This window comes from Candidatus Krumholzibacteriota bacterium (assembly GCA_034520215.1).
In the GTDB taxonomy this organism is placed as follows: Bacteria; Krumholzibacteriota; Krumholzibacteriia; order Krumholzibacteriales; family WJIX01; genus JAGHBT01.
Map to the genome: position 1 here is coordinate 217,502 of JAXHNR010000002.1, position 21,232 is coordinate 238,733.

Annotated in this window: 18 protein-coding genes; 10 read left to right on the forward strand and 8 right to left on the reverse strand. The window is 43.2% G+C overall.

The annotated features are described in order from the left end of the window. Positions 1-500: 500 nt before the first annotated feature. Positions 501-1,592, reverse strand: a complete 1,092-nt coding sequence (locus U5O15_07595; GenBank protein ID MDZ7860514.1) for a Wzz/FepE/Etk N-terminal domain-containing protein — start codon at positions 1,590-1,592, stop codon at positions 501-503. A 327-nt stretch (positions 1,593-1,919) separates the two neighbouring features. On the opposite strand from U5O15_07595, the gene U5O15_07600 reads away from it, so the two are divergent. From U5O15_07600 to U5O15_07610, 3 genes are all read left to right on the forward strand, one after another. Then, on the forward strand, positions 1,920-3,362 hold the full coding sequence (locus U5O15_07600) for a flippase (GenBank protein MDZ7860515.1): 1,443 nt from the start codon (positions 1,920-1,922) through the stop codon (positions 3,360-3,362). A gap of 82 nt (positions 3,363-3,444) precedes the next feature. After that, complete coding sequence (locus tag U5O15_07605; GenBank protein MDZ7860516.1) at positions 3,445-4,032, forward strand: class I SAM-dependent methyltransferase; 588 nt, start codon at positions 3,445-3,447, stop codon at positions 4,030-4,032. 146 nt (positions 4,033-4,178) lie between these two features. Then, positions 4,179-5,207: a hypothetical protein gene (locus tag U5O15_07610; GenBank protein ID MDZ7860517.1), complete on the forward strand. Its 1,029-nt coding sequence runs from the start codon at positions 4,179-4,181 to the stop codon at positions 5,205-5,207. Between the two features lie 25 nt (positions 5,208-5,232). On the opposite strand, the gene U5O15_07615 is transcribed toward U5O15_07610, so the two are convergent. The 3 genes from U5O15_07615 to dapA form a co-directional block, all read right to left on the reverse strand. Beyond that, a complete protein-coding gene (locus U5O15_07615) occupies positions 5,233-6,144 on the reverse strand; it encodes a glycosyltransferase family 2 protein (GenBank protein ID MDZ7860518.1) in 912 nt (303 codons plus the stop codon). 211 nt (positions 6,145-6,355) lie between these two features. After that, positions 6,356-7,123: a 4-hydroxy-tetrahydrodipicolinate reductase gene (gene dapB, locus U5O15_07620; protein ID MDZ7860519.1), complete on the reverse strand. Its 768-nt coding sequence runs from the start codon at positions 7,121-7,123 to the stop codon at positions 6,356-6,358. A 34-nt stretch (positions 7,124-7,157) separates the two neighbouring features. Next, positions 7,158-8,039: a 4-hydroxy-tetrahydrodipicolinate synthase gene (gene dapA, locus U5O15_07625; protein ID MDZ7860520.1), complete on the reverse strand. Its 882-nt coding sequence runs from the start codon at positions 8,037-8,039 to the stop codon at positions 7,158-7,160. Between the two features lie 248 nt (positions 8,040-8,287). Between dapA and U5O15_07630 the strand changes: the two genes are divergently transcribed. The 4 genes from U5O15_07630 to U5O15_07645 all read left to right on the forward strand — a co-directional run bounded on the left by U5O15_07630 (position 8,288) and on the right by U5O15_07645 (position 12,226). Beyond that, positions 8,288-8,578, forward strand: coding sequence for a metalloregulator ArsR/SmtB family transcription factor (locus tag U5O15_07630; protein MDZ7860521.1), 291 nt, complete (start codon positions 8,288-8,290; stop codon positions 8,576-8,578). 36 nt (positions 8,579-8,614) lie between these two features. Next, on the forward strand, positions 8,615-8,947 hold the full coding sequence (gene trxA / locus U5O15_07635; protein ID MDZ7860522.1) for a thioredoxin: 333 nt from the start codon (positions 8,615-8,617) through the stop codon (positions 8,945-8,947). 227 nt (positions 8,948-9,174) lie between these two features. Then, positions 9,175-10,689 carry a glycosyltransferase family 39 protein gene (locus tag U5O15_07640; protein MDZ7860523.1) on the forward strand — a complete coding sequence of 505 codons (1,515 nt, stop codon included), beginning with the start codon at positions 9,175-9,177 and terminating at the stop codon, positions 10,687-10,689. Positions 10,690-10,801: 112 nt separating this feature from the next. Beyond that, positions 10,802-12,226 (forward strand): MBL fold metallo-hydrolase, encoded by a 1,425-nt coding sequence (locus U5O15_07645; protein MDZ7860524.1) that lies wholly within the window; start codon positions 10,802-10,804, stop codon positions 12,224-12,226. Between the two features lie 23 nt (positions 12,227-12,249). Here U5O15_07645 and U5O15_07650 read toward each other — a convergent pair whose 3' ends face one another. The 3 genes from U5O15_07650 to U5O15_07660 all read right to left on the reverse strand — a co-directional run bounded on the left by U5O15_07650 (position 12,250) and on the right by U5O15_07660 (position 16,103). Next, positions 12,250-13,455: a 2,3-bisphosphoglycerate-independent phosphoglycerate mutase gene (locus U5O15_07650; GenBank protein ID MDZ7860525.1), complete on the reverse strand. Its 1,206-nt coding sequence runs from the start codon at positions 13,453-13,455 to the stop codon at positions 12,250-12,252. Between the two features lie 211 nt (positions 13,456-13,666). Beyond that, positions 13,667-15,301 carry an MFS transporter gene (locus U5O15_07655; protein MDZ7860526.1) on the reverse strand — a complete coding sequence of 545 codons (1,635 nt, stop codon included), beginning with the start codon at positions 15,299-15,301 and terminating at the stop codon, positions 13,667-13,669. A 412-nt stretch (positions 15,302-15,713) separates the two neighbouring features. Beyond that, complete coding sequence (locus tag U5O15_07660) at positions 15,714-16,103, reverse strand: carboxymuconolactone decarboxylase family protein (protein MDZ7860527.1); 390 nt, start codon at positions 16,101-16,103, stop codon at positions 15,714-15,716. Between the two features lie 258 nt (positions 16,104-16,361). Between U5O15_07660 and U5O15_07665 the strand changes: the two genes are divergently transcribed. The 3 genes from U5O15_07665 to U5O15_07675 are packed head-to-tail and all read left to right on the forward strand — an operon-like array spanning position 16,362 to position 19,997. Next, positions 16,362-17,471 (forward strand): efflux RND transporter periplasmic adaptor subunit, encoded by a 1,110-nt coding sequence (locus tag U5O15_07665; GenBank protein MDZ7860528.1) that lies wholly within the window; start codon positions 16,362-16,364, stop codon positions 17,469-17,471. An 8-nt stretch (positions 17,472-17,479) separates the two neighbouring features. Beyond that, entirely contained in the window at positions 17,480-18,748 is a 1,269-nt protein-coding gene (locus tag U5O15_07670) for an ABC transporter permease (GenBank protein MDZ7860529.1), read from the forward strand. 7 nt (positions 18,749-18,755) lie between these two features. Then, positions 18,756-19,997, forward strand: a complete 1,242-nt coding sequence (locus U5O15_07675) for an ABC transporter permease (GenBank protein MDZ7860530.1) — start codon at positions 18,756-18,758, stop codon at positions 19,995-19,997. 5 nt (positions 19,998-20,002) lie between these two features. Here the strand turns inward: U5O15_07675 and U5O15_07680 are convergent, their stop codons facing one another. Further along, positions 20,003-21,004, reverse strand: a complete 1,002-nt coding sequence (locus tag U5O15_07680; GenBank protein ID MDZ7860531.1) for a ParB N-terminal domain-containing protein — start codon at positions 21,002-21,004, stop codon at positions 20,003-20,005. Positions 21,005-21,232 lie beyond the last annotated feature (228 nt).

Below are 21,232 nucleotides of genomic sequence, written 5' to 3' on the forward strand. Positions count from 1 at the left end.
CCTAATATTAATGTGACGGATAGAATAAAATGTTTTATAAATTTTGTTTCACCGGTTTTTACTCTTCCAAAAAGAAGAATGAGTATTGACGGTAGATAAACCTGTAAAAAATACATTAATAATTTCCAATTGAAATAGGAATACCCGGCAGCGGGGGACAGAAAATAGCCGCAAGCGAGATAATAGATTCCAAACAGTGTAAAGAAAAGAATGAGCACGGAATTCTTTGAATTTACAGCCAGCCTGTTTTTTTGCAAGACAAACAGGAATATGATTAAAGAGTAGAGAATATATACGCTTAAAGTCTTTCCATGGCTTAATCCTACGGCGGATAACAAGAAACCCGCATAGGTGCTGATTAATAGCAGCCCAATATAGTATTTGTTTTTTACTCCCCGGTATGCGGAATATAAAAAGAATACCAGAAAAACAATGATCATAGAAATCGTCAATTAATAACCTCTGGAGACAGTTGGATAAAACGCCCTGAATAAATATTGTTACAGATACTTTTCATGTAACAATACACCCGCGATAATTAAAAAGGAAGAAATCACGAGTGATAATAGTGTAATAATTTTTCTCTTCGGAGAGCACCTTTTTTCGGGCCTAATCGCTTTATCCAAAATTTGAACGGTTTCCACATCCTTTTTCTCTTGTATCTTTGCTTTTTCATATTGAGGGGCCAAATATTCTAATAGTTTTGTAAAATAAATAACTTTTCTTTGGAGTTGTGAATATTCCTTTTTAATTTTCGGAACATTTCCCAAATTGATAAAAAGAGAATCCAGATTTGAATAATCAAAAAATTCATTATATTTATTTTTTATTGATTTCAGAGCAATTTCCGAGTTTATCAAAAGCTGGTTGCTAGGGTTTAAACTTGTTTTCATGACATCAATTCGCGCTTCTTTTTCCATAATATCAGCTTTCATGTCGGCTGCTTTTTTAACTTCAACGATTAATTGTTCTTCCAGGCTTTTTATTCCGTATTTTTTCATGAAATCACAAACTCTGGCTTCATAATAAAGCAAACTGTCATTAACAATCCGCAGCCTTTGTTGCAGAAATTTCCTGTTACTCTTTGCCTTTTGAGTTGATAAATTTATATTTATACTGTCCGCGCAATAAATCGCGTAATTGGCCATCTTCGCGACCAGATCCTGTTCTTTGTCTTTAATGGAAAACGAAATTTGCATCTCGTCTTCAACGGAGACGGTGATATTGTTTCTCAAAGCGGCGTAAGTCTGCTGTTTGTTCTCCAAGTCATAACGTTTTTGATAATTGTACTTATTGTTCATCGCCTCGAGCAACGATCTGCTTTTCATAATTGCCAATAGCTTTACTTGATTCTGATCGCCGCCGAATCTTCCCAGAAATCCGAAAGTCGGCAGATCAGTTCCCAAATTACTCAAGACTGAACTATTTTTCTCTGGAGGCATGATAACGGCGGTTGCTCTGTACCATTTTGGCAACACCATAGTTATGCCGGCAGTTACAATTGAAATAGCCAGCACCGAAATTATTATAAATTTTTTATGTTTCCAGATTATATTCAAATAATCAATAAGGGCGATTTCTTTTTCCATCATAATAGTTTCTTTCTTTTATCCCGGATAATTTAAGACCGCACAGTATTATTTTCTTAATTAGAGGTAATAATACAAAAATTTTCAACAATATTCAAATATAGTGTAAAGAGACGGAGCATTTTTTTGCGGGACCGCCCTATTTTTATCTTCCCGGTTCGAGGAAAAATAACGGCCGGGATGTCCGGGAAGTTAACTCGGCGGAATCCGTTCAGCTTCATAGAAAAGAGGAAAGTTCAAATAAATAACGTTTTGACTCATAATTATTGTTAATCTATACTATTGCAAACATTCCAAAACGAAACGCCGCGGCGGTAAGGTAATGAAATTATGAACGTTGTGCAAAGAATAGCAAGAAACGCGGGCATGCTGCTTGTTTCAAGGATAGTAAGTCGTGTGTTGGCTTTCTTTTATATAATGTACGTTGCTCGCTATTTGGGGGCGGAAGGATTCGGGATTTTATCATTCGCTCTTGCTTTTACCGGCATGTTCGGAATTATTTCTGATTTGGGGTTAAGCAGGTTAATTGTACGGGAAGTTTCGAGGGACAGGTTCCTCGCGAGTAAATATCTGAATAATATTATTGTAATGAACTGCATTTTGGCGGTAACAACTTTCGGATTGATTGCTTTAACGATCAATCTGCTGGATTACCCCGCGCAGACGGTAAATGTTGTTTATTTGATAGCCCTATCTGTTATTTTAAATGCCTTCTCCCGTATTTTTTATTCAATATTCCAGGCTTATGAAAAGATGGAATATCAGGCGATTGGCTATGTTTTGGGGGATTTTTTAAAACTCCCTATTGCTCTGTTTGCTATAAAACAGGGGTTTGGCATCGAAGTATTTGCTTCAATTTACTTGTTTGTTAACGCGGTTGTTTTGGCGTACAGCTTCACTGTTTTAATATGGCATTTTGTCAAACCGAAATTTGCCGTCGATTTAGCTTTTTGGAAGCCTATGCTTAAAGAAGCAATTCCATTCGGGCTGAGCGGAATTTTTATTACCGTTTATTACTGGATAGATTCAATTATGCTCTCTCTAATGGAAGGAAACGAAATAGTAGGTTGGTATAATGCGGCCTATAGATTAATCGTTGTTCTGCTATTTATCCCCGTTGCCCTTAATACTACAGTTTTCCCGGCCATGTCAAAATTTTATGTTTCTTCACGGCACTCCCTGTCTTTGATATTTAGGAAATACTTTAAGTTTATGCTGATAATCAGTATCCCGATGGGGGTGGGGGTTACGCTTCTGGCAGACAGGGGGATACTGCTGATATTCGGCGAAGGGTATACGCAGTCGATAATCGCACTTAAGATACTTATATGGGCGCCGGTTTTTATCTTTATTAACGCTGCTTTTGTAAGATTATTTGAATCTATAAACAGGCAGATGATTGTAACAAAAATAACGGGCGTTTGTATGATAGAAAATGTTGTTCTCAATTTGTTGATAATTCCGCGGTTTAGTTATATTGGCGCAAGTATTACGACAGTTATAACGGAGTTGACTATAGTTGTTCTTCTTGTAATTTTTGCTTACAGAGTCGGATATGGTTTTAAAAGAGGGGAGTTTCTGGCAGCTGTATCCAGAGTAGCTGTTTCCAGTTTAATAATGGGAGTTTTTATTTGGAAATTAAGGGATTTGAATCTGTTAATATTAGTATTAATATCATCGTTGTTATATACCAGCATATTATTTATAGTTGGCGGGATTGATAAGGATGATATTAAAATATTTAAAAAGGTGACAGGTAAAACTTGTGAATAGCCGAAAATTCTCATCACGGTTCATTAAACATAAAATAATAAAACCGTTATATAAAAGAGTTTTTCAAACTTCCTTTGATTGTTTGAGAAGAGAGCTTTTAAATTGCGGTTCAGTTTTAGATCTGGGCTGTGGTTTTAACTCTCCGGTTAAGAGGTGCGGAGTCCCCTTTTCAGTTGGTGTTGATTTGTTCGATTCGTACCTGCGGGAAAGCAGTGATAAAAGGCATCACAGCCAATATGTAAAAGCGGATATCAGGAAAGTGGAATTTCAGCCGAAGGCTTTTGATGCTGTTATCATACTGGAGGTTTTAGAACACTTAACGAAGGATGACGGACAAAAACTGCTCGAGAAAGCGGAAACATGGGCCTGTAAAAAAATAATAATTTCAACACCGAACGGGTATTTGAGCCAGAACGGTTATCATAGTAACCCTCTCCAAAAACATATTTCCGGCTGGACTACAAAAGAGCTGGAAGAACTTGATTTTAAAGTATACGGAATGAAGGGCTGGAAAAAACTGAGGGGGTATAAGGGGGAAATAGTAAATAAGCCGGCTTTTCTCTGGGAGAGATTTTCAGATATTACTCAAAAGATAACCTGTCGTTATCCGGGAAAGGCATTCCAATTATTCGCGGTAAAAAATGTAATGAAAAAAAATAAAGATAGCTAAGCCTGAACTAATAGTTATATACAATTTTACGCGCGGCAAGAACCGATCATTCTTGGCTTTTGCCGGACCCGAGGTCTTTGTATTTAATATATTTTACTTTTCGCTGTACGGCTGAGGGAAACCGGGGTTTGCGCGAAGGGGATTCAATGAACGTTTTTGTGGCACGTAAAGGGGAGTCGGTAAACATTGTGGAATCACAGATGATACCGGTAATTAATAGATTAAATGAATTAAATCTGAATACAAAATTGGCGGTACATAGCTATGATAAAAATAAGTATAGGCCATCCGGTGATATTATTGTCTATAAAAATATCATCGCCCTTTCCCGAATGGATGATATAGATTATTTCTATATCAGAACAGTATTTGAATTTCTGAAATTATTTTGCTTTAGATGGATTTTCAACAGGGGTTTCAAATTGCTGTTTGATTTCAGGGCGCTTGTTTCCGAAGAGAGTTTTTTACTGCACAAATCACGAATCAGAAAAGCCGTGTTGGCTCAAATTGAAAAATTTATCTATTTAAAAGCGGACAGAGTTCATGCCGTGTCACATGTTTTGCGGAAACATCTTAATAGTAAGTACGGCATAAGAGAAGTTAAAGTAATACCTTGTTGTACAAGCAAGAATTACTTAAAAGATATAAAAAAGAGTGATGAAATCAAATTTGTGTATGTCGGAGGAATGTCAAAATGGCAACGCTTTGACGCTATCCTCGATGTTTTTAAAGGGATATCAGAGGACATGAAAAACACATCCTTGACTGTAATTACGACAAGAAAAGAACACGCGGAAAGACTATTGAAAGATAAAAAGATCGCCTCAGCTGAAGTTAAATCTTTATCCCACGCAGAGGTGATTGAAGACCTGCGGAAATATGATTTCGGTTTTCTCCTTAGAGATAACATCTTGCTTAATAATGTAGCTTCTCCGATAAAATTTATTGAATATATTTCACAGGGGCTGATTCCAATAATTAGCATAGGCGTAGGCGATTATTCAGAATTGGTGAATTCTAATAGTATTGGCGCGGTCCTAAATTTAAAAAACAAAAAGCTCGATACCGAATTATTGAACACGTTAATTCATGATCAGCAGATACATAAAAAACTATACGAATTGTCCGGGGAATTTCTGTGGGAGGAAAATATAAACAAGGACTTTTTCCAATAAGTTAACTTGTTGATATAAATAATGTTCAGTTTTTAAAAACCCAAACTTTGAAACATATTTTCCAAAGGCTTTTAGCATATATCCTCTTAGTTTCTTTCCGTGTCAGAAGGAATTCCGCCCCGTTCTTCAGAAAACGAATGAAAACGGTAACGCTAACGGCCGGCTTTATGGAATTGATAAGAACGCTATTCCAATATTTATATAAGAATTGAAAATTAGCTCTATATAACTGAACCAAGGCTTTTTCCCGCGTGCTGCTCTGCCCGTGTTTGTGGATTATTTTTAAATCGGGGATATATGCCAAGTTAAAACCGCTTTTGACGGCCCGATAAGAAAAATCCATATCTTCACTATAGAAAAAGAATCTCTCGTCAAAAACCCCGAGTTTCCTGATAACTCCCTTTTTAATTAACATTGCCGCCCCGCTGATATAGTAATTGTTAAAGATCAGGTTGCCGCTGATTTTATTTAAATCAGGATTGCGGGTTAAGCGGAACAGCCATAAAAGAAAATTCGCGGGTGTTTTTATCGGGACTATAGATTGCTGAACGCTTTGATCATTGTTTAAGAGTTTCGGCGCGGCGATTCCTATGGTTTTATTTTGTTCACTGATTTTAATCAATTTACTTAATACGGGCTCGGTAAATACCGTGTCGTTATTTAAAATAAAGATATAGTCACTGCCGTTTTTAAGGGCGTATTTTATACCGGGGTTATTTCCGGCGGCAAACCCCAGATTTTTATTATTACGCATAAAAACACACTGAGAAAATTCTTCTTGGAGTTTTTGAAAGGAGTTATCGTTCGAATCATTGTCTATAACAACGATTTCTTTATGGGGATAGTTTTCCTTTTTTAACAAAGATTCAAGGCATATTTTAGTATCTTTATAATTGTTCCAGGTCAGAATTATTATGGATACTTTTGGATAATTCATTATCATATTTCGTTAAAAATTTAATAACAGTGAATTTTATCTTTTAAGAAATAGATAAATTGATTCAGTTCCATTGATTGATTAAGAAACAAGTATTTAGCAAATTCAATTTGAAAGCAAGTCATTTCCGGCGGGGCAGGGCTGTAAGGTTTTATTAACTCGCACGGTGAATCCGGAGCGATGATCTGTTACACGGGAGGCCGCGATATTGTTATTTGAGTTCAAAGAGATCCTCCATCGAGTACAAACCGGGCGGCTTCGAGACAATATACTTCACGGCTGAGAGGGTGCCGCTGACAAAGGCGCGCCTTGAATGAGCGCGGTGCGTGATTTCAAATCTCTCCCCCGGGCCGGAAAATATAACGCTGTGCTCGCCGGTTACATCACCTCCTCTGAGAGAATGTATGCCGATTTCATTTTTGTTTCTGGGGCCGGCTTCTCCTTCCCTTCCGTAAACCAGACGGGATCCCTTTCTGATTTTTTTCAGCTTTTCCGCGATATTCGCCGCTGTTCCGCTCGGGGCGTCCTTCTTTCTGTTATGATGGATTTCGGTGATCTCAATATCGAAGCCGCTCAGTGAACGGGCGGCCTGGGCGGCCAGCCGTAACATGAGATTTATTCCGGATGACATGTTTGGGCTTAAGAGAACCGGTATATTATCCGAGGCCTTTTCTATCTGTTCCCTCTGGCTCAAAGTAAACCCTGTTGTGCCTATTACGATCGGCTTACCGGCGAGCAGGCAGGCTTCAGTGTGGACAAGCGCCGCAGAGGGGGCCGTAAAATCGATCACCGCGTCTGTGTTTGAAATAATATCCTCGAGCGATGAAGTGACTGAAATGCCGCCAAGCTTCTTTCCCAGGCCGGGGTGGCCGGGGGCTTCAACGGCGCCTGAAAGCTTAAATTCTCTGCTCGCGGTTAGTTCTCCTGTGATTTCAGCGCCCATCTTGCCAAGTGCGCCGCAAATTATTGTATTTATCAATTTCGATTACCTCCGTTAATATTTAATATTTTGATTATTTTCCGAGCAGCCCGAAATCAGTTAATACCTCTCTTAATTTTATTCTATTTTCCTCGCGCAATCCTACCAGAGGCAGCCTTGGGCCGCCTATTTCCTTTCCGATCATATTCATAGCTTCTTTTACGGGAACTGGATTTGTCTCAAGGAACATCGCCTGGCAGAGAGGCAGAAGTTTGAGGTGAAGTTCAGTTGCTTCAGCCTGATTCCCCTCATTGAAGAGAGAGATCAGTTTGAGCATAAGCCCGGGGATAATATTGCCGACGACACTTACGACTCCTCTGCCTCCGGCGGAAAGTACAGGCAATGTTATTGCGTCGTCACCCGAAAGAAGATCTATCCTTTCGCCGCAGCGGGCAATGATTTCCGAGACCTGTTCCACATCGCCGCTTGCCTCCTTGACGGCAACAATATTTTCATGATCGCATAGACGTTCCACGGTGACGGGGTCTATGTTGACTCCGGTTCTGCCGGGAACATTGTATAACATCAGGGGTAATCCGCCCTCGTCTGCGAGTTTTCTGAAATGAGCGTATAACCCCTCCTGTGTTGGTTTGTTGTAATAGGGAGACGCGGTCATGGCGGCGTCCGCTCCTAGAGAACGGGCTCTTCTGATATTCTCTATAGAGCCTTCAGTGGAATTCGTGCCGCATCCTGCTACTACTTTCATCCTTCCCGATGAGTGCTTCACTGCAATTTTGATCATTCTGTCCTGCTCATCTCTCGAGAGAGCCGGGCTTTCACTCGTCGTGGCGCAAGGAACCAGGCCGTCTGTTCCCGCGGAGGAGTGGAATTTAACCAGCTCCGCGAGCTTCTCTTCGTTTAGAGAGCCGTTATCTTTAAATGGAGTGACAAGAGCTATATACAATCCTTTAAGCATTGTGTATCCCTCCAATTTCATGCTTTCGGGTTGAGCGATTATTATCTGGAGAAGCATTTTGTTTAGTTTTCAAGCTACAAGACGTGATGATTCTATGCTCGAAAAGCAGAGGTGTCAAGGAGATTAGAAGCCGGGAGTTTCCCCTACAGCAGAATTACTCAGAAAAAAAGAAAAAAGCCCTTGCATAATTATAATATTATTGTATTATAATATTATAATATGATAATTAACTTTGCGGAAGATAAGGCATGATTGAATTATTAAGTGACGAAGAAGTTAAGGAATTTACCGAGGTTTTAAAGATCCTGTCAAACCCGGCCCGCCTGAAACTCTTGAATTTACTCAGCAGGGGTGAGTTTACGGTTTCAGAGCTCTGCGAGGAAACTAATCTTAAACAATCTCTGGTTTCACAGCAGCTTAAAAATTTGCGTTTGAATAATATTGTTGACAGAAGAAAGGAGGCGCCGCGAGTATATTATAAACTGAAGGAAGAGAGAATCATAAAATTTATGAAGTGTATTAAAAAATGTGGAAAGTAAGATAGAATGTTTTAATTTTATTTAAGGAGGTATAAGATGAGCGACAAGATTCTGGATGTGTCGAATGAGAATTTTCAATCAGAGGTAGTTGATTCAGATATTCCGGTACTCGTTGATTTCTGGGCACCGTGGTGCGGGCCCTGCAAGATGGTTGCTCCCGTAATGGAAGAACTTGTTGGAGAATACGAAGGCAAGGTGAAATTTGTTAAGGTAAACACGGAACAGGCCCGTGATGTAGCCGCAAAATATGGAATTATGAGCATACCGAACCTGAAGATCTTTAAGGACGGGGAAGTTGTCGATTCGATGGCAGGCGCGGCGCCTAAGGAGTACTTGATGGAATTTATCAACAAAGCTCTGGGTATTTAAGAAGAAGTGTGAAAATTTTCAGCGAGGCGGCAGCAGCTTGGATTCTACCTATGTGCTGCCGCCTTTATTGTTGTCTGTTTTATGTGATATAAAAATGATGCCTTTGCAAAAACTTTCTCTCTGATTTATAATTGCCTTTAGATTATCAGAGCTGTAGAACTCCGGATTGAAGAGCTGTCCGGAAAATCTATCCCGGCTTGGTCACCGGAGGTACTAAGGGGGGCAAATTGATAGAACTTCCCTTTCTCACAGGAGAACGCGGCAGAGGTCCTTTTCTTGTTATTCTTTTTTTTGTAAGTATATCCGTTATAACGTTGTGGGGTATCTGGATAGGCTCTCTTTCTCCCAGCGAAGAAGCCGTCGCCGCTGAAATAGCAAAAGAAGTTCTTGAAACCGGCGACCTGCGGGTTATGCACTTTGATTCTGAACCTGTTTATGATGTCCCTCCTCTGCCCGCGGTGTTCGCGGCGGTTTTTATCAAGGTTCTGGGAACAAACGAAATTGCCGCGCGCCTGCCTTTTGTTCTATTTTCAATTGCGATTCTTTATCTTATTTTTATAGCGGGGGGCGCCGAGCGAGGCGAGAGTAGTAATTCCGAAGAGTGGATAACAGGCAGGCACGCGCTGGGACTGCTTTCCGCTGTAATTCTGGCGGCAAACCCCGTATTTGCTAAATATTCTCCTCACATCAACTTTAATATTCCTTTCGCCATGTTTACAACTCTTTCGCTGACGGGGTGGCTGTTGTTACCCCGGAAGAGGAGGCAAGGTTTGTTACTATGGGGTCTTGGTATCGCGGGGGGAATGCTGAGCGCCGGAACAGCGGGAGTTTTTCCAATAGCCGCGGGAGTGGCGGCGGCATCATTTGACAGTGAAAGAAGGGGGTTTCTGAAAAGTCTGAAATTCTGGTTAACAACAGCTGTCTTCGCGGCCATTGGAAGTATCTGGGTTTTCCCGGCCATATTAAAGTCGGGCTCAGCTGTCTCTTTTGACTTTCTCGTCTGGTTTGGTTTTGGCGATTTTGCGGGATTTTCAAACGTATTAAACAGGATTCTCGAACACGGGGGAAAACTATGGTTGGGATTTCTTCCCTGGTCGATTCCGGCTGCGGCCGCGGCGGTAAGAATCCTGTTTGCACATAAAAAAAAGAATAGCTATCGGGGAGTTTCAGGAACCGATTTGAGCCTCTTCGTTTTTGCCGTTGTTTTATTTGTTTTTATTGTTCTTGTAAAGCCCTCTCAATCCGGTGCTTTTCTTCCCCTTATCCCGGTCCTCTCGGTACTCTCCGCGAGGGAAATGGCCAGATGGCTCAGAAGCCTTGAAAGACTCTGGTCCTTTAATCAAGTCATGGTAGGAGTGTTGTGTTTACTTATGCTCCTTCTCTTTATTACCCCGCTTAGTTTCCATAGAAGGGAGACAGATTCGGTTAAGATCATATCCGAGGCCAAAGAGAAACTGATGGAGAAGAGCAGCCCCGTGTACAGTTACAGAATGGATATTAATAGATATCAGAAAGCAATGTTTCTCTTTTACGGTGGATGGTCGCCAAAAGGGAAATACACGAACCCGGGGGAAATATTACGGATCGCAAAGAAAGACCCCGGCGCGGCATTTGTCTCAACACCTGAGAGGTTGCATGATTTTGATGAAACAGAGTTAAAGGGCAAGATCAATATAATTTATCCGGCAAGAGATATGGTTCTTTTTTCGCTTCCGTCAGCTCGAGAGATGATGTTAGAGTAGCCCCATGGAAGCAGGCAGTAAGCCGAATTCTCCGCGAACAGTTTGTCTGAGCGGCGCGCGTAAGCTCAGAGCAGGCGATTACACGGTAAACTTACGCGAGGAGGAAAGTGAAATGAAAACGCGAACCGCAGCAGCAGTTTTATTAACGGTGATGGTTATCTGCGGATGTGAAAGAGGTGTGGACAGGGAGCAGACCGGGTTGGTCAAACTGAATGAAGAAACTTACGCTTATATAGCGGAGAGCCCTTCGTTTGAGAATGGTCTCGGTGCTAACGCTGGTTTTGTAGTTGGAGAGGAAGGCGTTCTTGTTGTTGATTCGAGGTATACACCAGAACTTGCCGGCGAGTTGCTCCGGTCAATTAGAACTGTCACAGACCTCCCGGTTAAATACCTGGTGAATACTCATTATCACCCTGTCAATGTCTGGGGAAACTCGGTTTTCAGGGAAGAGGGCGCGGTTATAATCGCGCGCCCCGAAACAAAGCGCGACATTAAAAAATATTCTCCCATGTATAAGAATTACTACATGAAAAAGACCCCGAAAAAATATAAAGAGCTTCAGGATATTGAAATTGTTCCTCCGGATTCTGTCATGGGGAAAAGATTGTCGCTGGATTTGGGGGGGACGGCGGTTACCCTGGATTATTTCGGCCCGGCTCACACGGAAGGGGATTGTATCGTCTCGGTCGGGGAAGGCGAAATAATATTTACGGGCGGAATTCTCAGTAAAGGTTATCACCCAAACCTCGCGGATCCAAACGCCGATTATGATAATTGGTTAACTGTGCTTGAAAAGCTAATAGGAATGAATCCCGCCTACCTTGTTCCCGGCGAAGGTAAAGTATGTTTGACAGATGATATAGAACCCCAGAGGGAGTATATCACCTCTCTGAGGAATATGTGCAGAGAAAAAATAAGAAGGGGGGTTCCGGTAGAGGCCGCGGTATCTTCAATAACCGCGGAAGGGGTAATTCAGGGCTCAGAAGATTATCATCAGGAAAATATTCTATCTTTCAATATTCGTTCTCTCTTTCGGAAGGAGGCTTTTTCTACGATTAATCCTGATTTTAAATTCGTTCTCCCTTCTGATTTTCGTGTTGGCGGAGGGGGCGGAAATAGAAAGGCGGGCAGTATCTACTGGATGAAGGCAACGGGAAAGAAATATGAGGAGATCGAAGTTCAGTGGCAGCCGACAGCTCGCAGGCAGATAATAATGCCGGATATTTACGATCTGGCCGGCAATTTTGAGTGCACTGCCGGGCATAGAGAGCTTAAAATAAAGGGAAAAAAAGAAGTTCTTATTGGAGCAAAGCCGGTTAAAGCTGTTCATGGAGCCTGGTTTCAAAAGACAAAAACAGTAAGCCTAAGAGGGATGTGGACGTTGACGGCAGTTATTGAAAACGGCAAATTATATACTATTCTCTGCGCCGCGACCGCCGGAGGAAAACAAGAGATAGAGAAAGAAAGTATAAGAGATCTTGAAGAGATAGTATCTACATTTCTGACGATTTCTGAAGAACGGGCAAGCCGGAACTGATAAGATTATATAAAAACCGCCGCTTACGCGCCGTATTTTTTGAGCATCCCCGCGTTGGCAAGAGCCAGCCTCATAATTGAAACAGCCGGGAAGATACCAAGACTTCCCCTGTCGCATTCAGCCTCGCTGAAACCTTCTGCGTTATCCCTTCCGCACGCTTTTGATCTTATCAGGAAAGGAACGGGATGCCACGAGTGACTTTTAAGGGCGCAAGGTGTTGAATGATCTCCCGTTACAATTAGCACATCAGGGTTGAGGTCGAGAATGGCGGGCAGGTTGGAATCGACATCTTCGATCACCTCTTTTTTCTTCCGGAGATTTCCGTCTTCTCCATAAGAGTCAGTTTTTTTGATGTGTATGAAGAAAAAGTTGTATCGGTCATTGTAAATAGAACGAAGGGTTTCAAATTCCTCTGCCGGACTGAATCCTGTGTCTACCAGCTTCATTCCGCACAATTTGGCGACGCCCCGGTATAGCGGGTAGGCGGCTATGGCGACGGGGTTGAGGTTGTATTTGTCCTGAAAGGGAACTATGTCGGGCTTTCGGGATATCCCCCTCATAAGAACAGTATTTGCCCTTTCTTCGTCAGAGAGAAGTTCGTTGGCGCGCCGGATTAATTTTTTGATTATTTCGGCTGTGTGTTCTGCCTTATCGGAGAGAGGTTTTGGCGGATAAGGCTTTTTGCCTGTAAGCTGAGGGTCGGTTTCTTCTATGTCCGGATCAAGATCTTTGCCTCTTAAAACAACGCCGAATCTGTATTCCCGGACAGGCATTATGATAATTTCCACACCGTCAATCTCTTTTATATTATTGTTCAGTTTGTCACAGATCCGAACGCCTTCATCATGAGGTATGCGCCCCGCCCGTCTGTCTGTTATTATCCCTTCACCGCTCATTGTGGCAAAGTTTCCCCTGATTGCCACGTCGCTTTTCTCGAGGTCAAAATCAACACCGGTAACTTCCACGGCGCCCCTGCCCACTGAGTTTTCCGGGGATAAAGGGTCGTAGCCGAAGAGGGCAAAATGAGCGGGTCCGCTTCCCGGTGTTATTCCAATTGACACAGGCAGGCTGCGGCCGCAAGCTCCCTCAGCTGCGAGTCTGTCCAGGTTGGGAGTATCGGCGGCTTCAAGGGCCGTAGCTTCGAACTGGCCGTTTCTTATTCCGCCGAGTCCGTCTAGAATCAGCATCACTATTTTCGCGTCCGAGGGTCTGAGCAGATCATGAATCATAACAGTTTCCTTTTTAAAAATAATAGATTTGGTTTTGTAAGTTACCGAATATCCGATTATCCAGATTAAACTGACTTGCGCCTGTTGTCAAGCACCACTGTTTGGTGGAGTACCCCCAATTTTTATAACCTATAAGGACCGGATAGATCTGCCCGGGCTGAGTATTATTACACGGAAGAACAGCAGACAATCCTGAACCGATCTTTTAGGATCAATTGCTGAGGGCTTTAAATTCACCGAGCATCCATTTTCGGGCAAGCAGTAATCCGATCGGGCTTATAACGGCAATAGACCCGTAGATTAACCACATGAAACCCGTACTCATTTCAGCGGGAGAGGTATCCAGGGGGCAATACTGTACAAGGAACCAGCCGGAGTAAAATCCGGTTACAACTTTTGTCAAAAACCAGGGGAATTGTCCTACTCCCATGTAGAGTCCGGTTTTGCCTTCCGGAGCAATTTCGGCAATCCATTGCAGGAAGCGTGGCTGCCACATAGCTTCACCTATGGTCATAAGCAATATGTATGTCAGAAAGAGGATCACATTCGGCCCGAAAGACAGCAGAAATGTCGGCAAAGCCATTACGAAAGTGCCGAGGATCATCATCTTGTAGATATTTGCCTTGGCGGTCAATCCCGCGACGAGAGGAGTTAAGAAGAAGATCAAAATGGGATTGAGATTGGTAAAAACTTCGAAGTACTCAGAGACCACGGTTCCTTCGAACGCCCTGTCTAAATAATAGGGGAGCGTTAACCAGTTGTGGGCAAAGAGTGTCTGAACCGGAATGAGTATGAAAATAAAAAATGAAAAATACTTGTTTCTGAACGGGTGATAGGGGCGTCTTTTCAGAAAATCAGCCGCGGCAAGAACCGCCGTTAAAATAAAGAGTGTGAAAACTGTGTCAATTCTAACTTCCAGGCCGAAAAGCTTGAAAAGGAAGATTTTGTTGAATGAAAGTCCAAGCCCCGGACCTGAGATCAGAAATAGACCAATCGCGGCGGTTATATATACTATGAGAGGAATATTATTGATTTTTTCCTCTGGGCGCTCTTCACCTTTGCTTTCAGCTTCTTTCTCTTCTTCACCGGAGGATATTTCGTCATTTTCTCTGGCGATTCTTTTGACCGCGTTTTTATCCGTCTTCTTAGTAAGGATCAAAGCCGTGATTATCAACGCGAGAACTGTGAGAATAACGTATACCCAGAATACAGCCGTCAATCCGTTGGGAGGAAAGGCGGATTCGGATTTCTGTCTTGTAAAAGAGGAGAGAAATCCGGAGAAAAAAGCGCCGAGATTCATAAGTCCGTAAACTACAGCATATCCCATAGCCGCGGTTCTTTTATTTGTGTACCTTTTTACACCCGCGTAGGCCGCCGGCTGATATAGACCGTATCCTATAACCATGATCAAGAGGCCGCTGTTCATTACAAAAAACATCGGAGACCACAGCCCGGATCCGAGGTTGAGGGTGCCGGACAGAGCCACCATAGTCCTGCCGATGGCCATCGTAGCGAAAGCGAGAAGGAGTGATTTTCTGACTCCTATCTTATCCGTAAACCCCCCAAGCAGGAGCATCGCGAGAGTAATTCCGCCGGTTACAAAACTGTAGATCAAGCTCGCCTGGGTATCAAGAAGGGAGAGGTTTTCCGATGAAAATTTCCCTAAAATAGTTAATATTCCGAAATATACAAGCCCCTCAACGATGTAGGGAATATTGATACCCCAAAGGGCTTTGGGGGCTTTTAAGAAAGCTGTTAATGTTTCTTTAAGTTCACGGAAAGAGTCCTTGACGATTTTACCGAATGGTTTCCTGATCTTCTCTTCTGCTTCTGCCTGTTCTTTCATTCCGGCTCCTTGGAGAAAAGTAAATTCGACTGGTCTGATAAACAGCTGGCGTACTCTTCGATAAAGACTGAGCATAAAGTAGTGTTATTTCCCTGTATTATCAAGAGGTCTTTATAAATATTCCAACCTGATTTTTCCTGTGGGGAGAAAGTGTATTTGGCAGAGTACCTTTTTAGGGTTTATTATTACCAGCTGATGAAAGTATTGCCCGGCCCTTTTTGCTCATTAAGGCCGGAGTTGCCGCGGGCGAACAGAAATTCGTCCTGTAAGCTTCGAGCGGAGCTTGTAAAGTTGTGTAGAGTGTCACGGGTCTCGCCTAACTGTACGCATCTTATTCCTCGCGAGATAGTTTCTGCAGAAACGGATCAGTTGTTCCCCGTAGATGTACGGTTGGAACATCAGGCGGGAAGAATCAACTCTTTCCCTTTTGATCACGGCCCCGGAATATTCCCCGCGCTGTATACAGGGCGTTTATCGCCACGGGGAATCCCGCGTAGACTGACATCTGCAGAATCACTTCGACTACTTCCTGACGTGTAGCCCCGTTATTCAGAGCGGAGTGAATGTGTACCTTCAGCTGAGGCTCGGCGTTTCCCATCGCCGTTAGAGCTGAAATAGCTGCCAGTTCCCTGATTTTAAGATCCAGACCGGGACGCGAATAAATATCGCCGAAAGGATACTCTACTATATAACGTTCAATTTCGGGGATAATTTCTTTCAGATCGTCTACCGCTTTTTTGCCGCTCTTTCCGTCAACAGCGCGGAATTTTTCAAGTCCTCTTTTATATCTGCTGCTTTCCATGCTCCCTCCCGTATTTTAAGCGTTCTTAATTAGAACGACAGAGATAGTTACATATGTATTGCATATAAAGGCTATGCTGTAAACAATAAATCTTCGCCAGTTGATTTTAGGAAATGAAATGTATAATCCTCGGGGCTGGAGAGACAAGTATGAAACAAATACTCTTAGAATTTCGTAAATAAAAGGTATTAAGGCCCTGCCGGCAGTATAACGGGAGGGGAAAAAGGGAAAATTACCAATAACAACGGTGGTGAAAACGTGAAAAACAAGAAGAAAAGCGGGGGAAAGAAAAAGCTGTGGATAACCATAACGGTGGTTGTTGTCCTAGCAGCATCGGGATTTATAGTGAAGTTGATGAGCGGGGGAGAGGATACTCTCGGTCCCGTCGTAAAGGTTAAGCGAGGGGAAATAGTAGAAAAAGCGCTTGCGGTTGGTTCTATTGAACCGGACAGGGAAATTTCAGTTAAGTCGAAGGTGTCAGGGGTTGTTAAAGAGATATTCGTGGATCCGCCGGAGAGTGTAGAAAAGGGGGAACCTATTCTTGAAATAGCTCCAAATCCTACACCCATCGAGATCGCGAAGGCTAAACGGCAGGTCGAAATGGATATGATAACCCTTGAAACTGCCGAAAAGGAAATTGAAAGAAGCAGAGAACTTTTCAAGAAAAATCTTATTTCAGAAAAGGATTTTGAAGAAACCCGGAGGAATTTCAAACAGGCGAGGTTGCAGCTGAAGATAAGCAACGAACAGCTCGATCTGCTCGAAGAGGGAAAAGTCACTATTGCCGGGAAAAAAATAGAATCGGTCATAAAGGCGCCGGTCACCGGGAAGATTCTCGAGAAGATGATCAATATAGGCGATCCCGTTGTCCCCCTTACCTCTTACCAGGAGGGAACAGTCCTTATGACGATAGCGGATATGGACAGCCTGCTTTTCAAAGGGACGGTAGATGAGATCGATGTAGGCAAGCTGGATTTAGGACTTCCGGCGAAAATAAAAATCGGGGCCCTCCCTGACATTGAGATTTTTGGACTGCTGGAAAAAATTTCACTGAAGGCGAAAAAAGAAAACAGTTCGAGTATGTTCCCGGTGGAAATATCATTGGAAGACGCCGGAAGGACGGTTCTCAGGGCGGGATATTCGGCTAACGCCGACATAATCATTAATAGAGCGGACAGTGTGCTTAATATACCGGAGCGGGTCGTATATTACCGCGGCGATTCCGTATATGTTGAAATTCCGGGGAAAAATAAAACGCGCAAGAAGGTCATGATAGAAACCGGACTCTCTGACGCGATAAGAGTTGAAGTAAAATCAGGACTTGAAGAGGGGCAGGAAGTGCTTGAAAAACCCCGGAAGGAAATCTAGCGAAGCTGATGAAATTACTTTTTGTTAATCTAAGTTATCTCTTTATGCTCCTCGGAGAATTTTTCCGGGATATGAAATCTCAGAAGAAACGCACAATGCTGACTCTTTTCGGGATAGTGTGGGGCACAGCCGCGGTAGTCCTGATGATGGCCGTAGGGACCAGCACAAGAAGACAGAACATCAAGAATTTCAAAGGGCTCGGAGACAATATCATCCTTGTTTTCCCCGGCACAACAACGAAGCCCTATCGCGGTTTTGGTGTTGACAGAGATATCAGACTGGAAAGATCCGATGTGGAATTACTTAAAACCCGGATTCCACAAATAGAAAGAATAAGCGAAGAATTTTCAACGTGGAGATCCTGGGTCCGTGTCGGGAAGAAGACAAGAACCCCGCTTGTAGCGGGAGTTGCCCCTTCATATTGGAAGATGCGTAATGTAATACCACAGAGAGGGGGCCGCTTTATAAATGAGAGGGATCAAAGGGAAAAAAGGAGAGTCGTTTTTCTGGGAAATGAATTGAAGGATTTCCTCTTCGGCGAAGAATCACCGGCGGTGGGACGATTCGTCAATATCAACAACATTCCATTCAGAGTGATAGGCGTTTTGAGGAAAAAGGTCCAGAACTCAAGTTATAATTCTAGAGATAAGGACAGAGCGTATATTCCTTCTGAAACCTTCCAGACTATGTTCGGGCATCGGCATTTGAATGACATGATTATTCAACACGGGGAAGAAGCCGCGAATTCTCATCAAATCGTCCAGGGCATCAGGGAAGTTCTCGGGGATAAGTATATATTCGACTCTGCAGATGAAGACGCTCTTCACATATGGGATACCGCGGAATTCTTCAATGAATTCATGATGTTCTTTACCGGGTTCAACATATTTCTCCTCGTAATGGGAGCGGCGACACTTTGCGTGGGAGGGCTTGGAGTATCGAATATCATGTATGTTGTCGTGAGGGAAAGGACGAGAGAAATTGGCATCAAAAGAGCGGTGGGAGCTAAGAGCTGGGTGATTCAGTCGCAGTTTTTCGCGGAAACGTTTTTGATAACAATAATAGGGGCCTCAATAGGGTTTACTATCGCGTGGGGGATTATATCGCTTCTCGCGAATATGCCTGAAGCGGTAAAGAACTCTATTGGAATCCCGACTATCGATCCGCTAGTTGCCGTTGTCTCGGGGTTAATTATACTATTCGTCGGACTGATAGCGGGGTATTTCCCGGCCAGAAAGGCATCGAGGCTCGACCCTGTGGATTGTCTCAACTACTAGGAGTGATATGTGGCGTACACTTTTTCAGGAATTCGTTTTTGATCTGAAGAATCAGAGAACGCGCCTCGTATTGACTCTGGTTTCAATAATCTGGGGGACGATGTCTGTTGTCCTTCTTCTGGCTTTCGGTTTCGGACTTGAAAAGAGAATGCGTGAAGGGCAAATGAACGCGAGAGACGCCGTTGTAAGTGTATGGTCGGGAGAGACTTCAAAGAAATTTCAGGGATTGGGGCTGGGGCGGAATATATATATGCACAAGGAGGATATCGCTCTGCTGAAAAACAATATTCCCCTCGTCGATTTGATCAGTCCAAGCTTCGGAAAGGGGGTTCGCGTCAGCAAAGGGGATAACCGCACTACGACATACGCTGAAGGCGTCAGTGTTGATTTTAAGGATATGAGGCACATGTTTCCGCGGAGCGGGGGCAGGTTTCTGAATGAAAATGATATAAGGAAATCAAGGAGAGTTGTGTTTATAGGTGATGAGTTGGCTTTGAGTCTATTCGGAGACGAGGAGCCTGTGGGAGATAATATATTGATCGATGATATACCCTATACCGTAGTAGGTGTAATGCAGCCGAAACTTCAGACCTCTATGAGTAATGGGCCCGATTCGGAAAGGGTGATAATTCCTTATACGACATTTTCAGTTTCATACCAGCGAAGATGGATAAATCATATGCTTGTAAGACCCTCCGTGAAATCCAGATCGAAGGAGCTTGTAAGGGATATAAGGCATATTTTGGGGAAAAAATACAGATTTGATCCGACCGACAAGTATGCCCTGTCTGTCTGGGACGATATTGAGATGGAAAAGATCGCTTCCAAGATATTCCTGGGACTGAACATATTTTTTGGAGTTATTGGAACGCTGACGCTTGTTATCGCGGGAGTGGGGGTTGCCAATATCATGTATGTCGTGGTAAAAGAAAGGACAAGAGAACTTGGAATAAAGAGAGCGGCGGGAGCGAAAAGAAAACATATCGTATACCATTTTGTAGGCGAAGCATTTCTGATAACAGGGGGGGGAGGTGTTCTTGGTATTATTTTTTCACTTGGCGTAATAGGGCTCGCGAGTTTGATCCCAATAGATTCAGGCGTCATGAAATATATGGGCCATCCGATTTTCTCCTGGCATATTGCCGTTGTTACAGTTACTATGCTTGTTCTGATAGCTCTTCTTTCCGGGATTTTCCCGGCTCGTCAGGCCGCGGATATAGAACCGGTAGAAGCGCTGAGGTATGAGTGATTGCTCTACTTCTTCCCCTTGAGAATATCAAGCAGATTTAAAATGCCGCCCTCTTCAGAGAATTTTCCGAGTTTTGCCAGAATACCGGAAAAGCGTTCATCTTCGCGTATCTTTACGCGAAGGGTGAAGTGTCCTCCTTCGAGGTTGTCGGGAGGTTTGATGACCGCGTCTTTGGGAAGACCCGCGCTTTTTATGATTGATGAAATTTTTTTAAGGTCCTCCCCGAGCACGGGGTAACAGGCGTTGTGAAGTGATTCGACAAGTGAATCTTTTCCTCGGCGAAACCCGGACAGAAATTTATCCCATTTCCCCCCGCCCTGATCCGCGAGATACAGCATAAGACGGACGGCTTTTTTTTGCTTGCCTCGGTTTAGCCCTTCACCGGCGAGAAGATACGCGGCCTCTGCCGGATCAATAGAGGGATGTTCTGAAAGAGCGAGGAGGTCTCCGGTGGAAATGTCACCTCTGTGCAAAAATTGGAGAATATTGTCCGGAAGCTTCAGTAACTCTAAGAGACGGTGAGCATAGCCGGCAGAGATCTGTCTTTTAAAAATCCCAAAGAGAAGAGGCAAAATTTCTTCCGCACTTAACCCGGAAAAAGAAGCGGTTTTATCGATGGCGATTATTCTTTCAAGTTCGGAGAGCTCTTTTCCGAACGATAATTCTTCGACGCGCAGCTTGAGTATTTCAAGGGCTTCATACCGCGGGGCCGGAAGAACAACGGCGCTGATTTTTTTCAATCCTGCCTTGGCCGCGGCGGCAAGACGCCTGTGTCCGAAAATGACAACACTGTCTTCTATACTTCCGCCTTCTGTTTTCATAAGCGCGGGAGGGTGCAGCAGTCCCAGGCCGGCTACAGATTCTGAGAGCTGCTGGTCGCTTTTGCTTTCAGCTTTTTCTCCCGGAAGGTGTCTTCTTACCCTCAGGGGAGCGTCTCTTCCGATATTAATATCGCCGGGGTTTATCCTGATTGATTCTTTGTAAAAATGCTCGAGGTCGATTTTCATAATATTATTAAAACAGTTTATATATACTTTTTCCATATTAAACAGGAAAAAATTTTCTTCTATGTTGCGGATAAGCTTGAATTTATTATCTTTAATATAGTAAATTGTGTAATAATAGGACAGTCAATATTTGTGGAGTCAAGAGGCTCAGTGTTTGCGCTTTTATGCCTTTGGAAAATTAGAATATTCAGCCGAGAGATATTATAACGGACAGTTTATTCGGAAGGA

Bases quoted from the DNA above. Each gene is read 5' to 3' on its own strand.
- U5O15_07660 (MDZ7860527.1), bottom strand. From the start codon at position 16,103: ATGGAAAGCAGCAGATATAAAAGAGGACTTGAAAAATTCCGCGCTGTT.
- U5O15_07600 (MDZ7860515.1), top strand. From the start codon at position 1,920: ATGAACGTTGTGCAAAGAATAGCAAGAAACGCGGGCATGCTGCTTGTT.
- U5O15_07650 (MDZ7860525.1), bottom strand. From the start codon at position 13,455: ATGATTCATGATCTGCTCAGACCCTCGGACGCGAAAATAGTGATGCTG.
- U5O15_07675 (MDZ7860530.1), top strand. From the start codon at position 18,756: ATGTGGCGTACACTTTTTCAGGAATTCGTTTTTGATCTGAAGAATCAG.
- U5O15_07645 (MDZ7860524.1), top strand. From the start codon at position 10,802: ATGAAAACGCGAACCGCAGCAGCAGTTTTATTAACGGTGATGGTTATC.
- dapA (MDZ7860520.1), bottom strand. From the start codon at position 8,039: ATGCTTAAAGGATTGTATATAGCTCTTGTCACTCCATTTAAAGATAAC.
- U5O15_07595 (MDZ7860514.1), bottom strand. From the start codon at position 1,592: ATGATGGAAAAAGAAATCGCCCTTATTGATTATTTGAATATAATCTGG.
- U5O15_07680 (MDZ7860531.1), bottom strand. From the start codon at position 21,004: ATGAAAATCGACCTCGAGCATTTTTACAAAGAATCAATCAGGATAAAC.
- U5O15_07670 (MDZ7860529.1), top strand. From the start codon at position 17,480: ATGAAATTACTTTTTGTTAATCTAAGTTATCTCTTTATGCTCCTCGGA.
- U5O15_07630 (MDZ7860521.1), top strand. From the start codon at position 8,288: ATGATTGAATTATTAAGTGACGAAGAAGTTAAGGAATTTACCGAGGTT.
- U5O15_07615 (MDZ7860518.1), bottom strand. From the start codon at position 6,144: ATGAATTATCCAAAAGTATCCATAATAATTCTGACCTGGAACAATTAT.
- U5O15_07655 (MDZ7860526.1), bottom strand. From the start codon at position 15,301: ATGAAAGAACAGGCAGAAGCAGAAGAGAAGATCAGGAAACCATTCGGT.
- U5O15_07610 (MDZ7860517.1), top strand. From the start codon at position 4,179: ATGAACGTTTTTGTGGCACGTAAAGGGGAGTCGGTAAACATTGTGGAA.
- trxA (MDZ7860522.1), top strand. From the start codon at position 8,615: ATGAGCGACAAGATTCTGGATGTGTCGAATGAGAATTTTCAATCAGAG.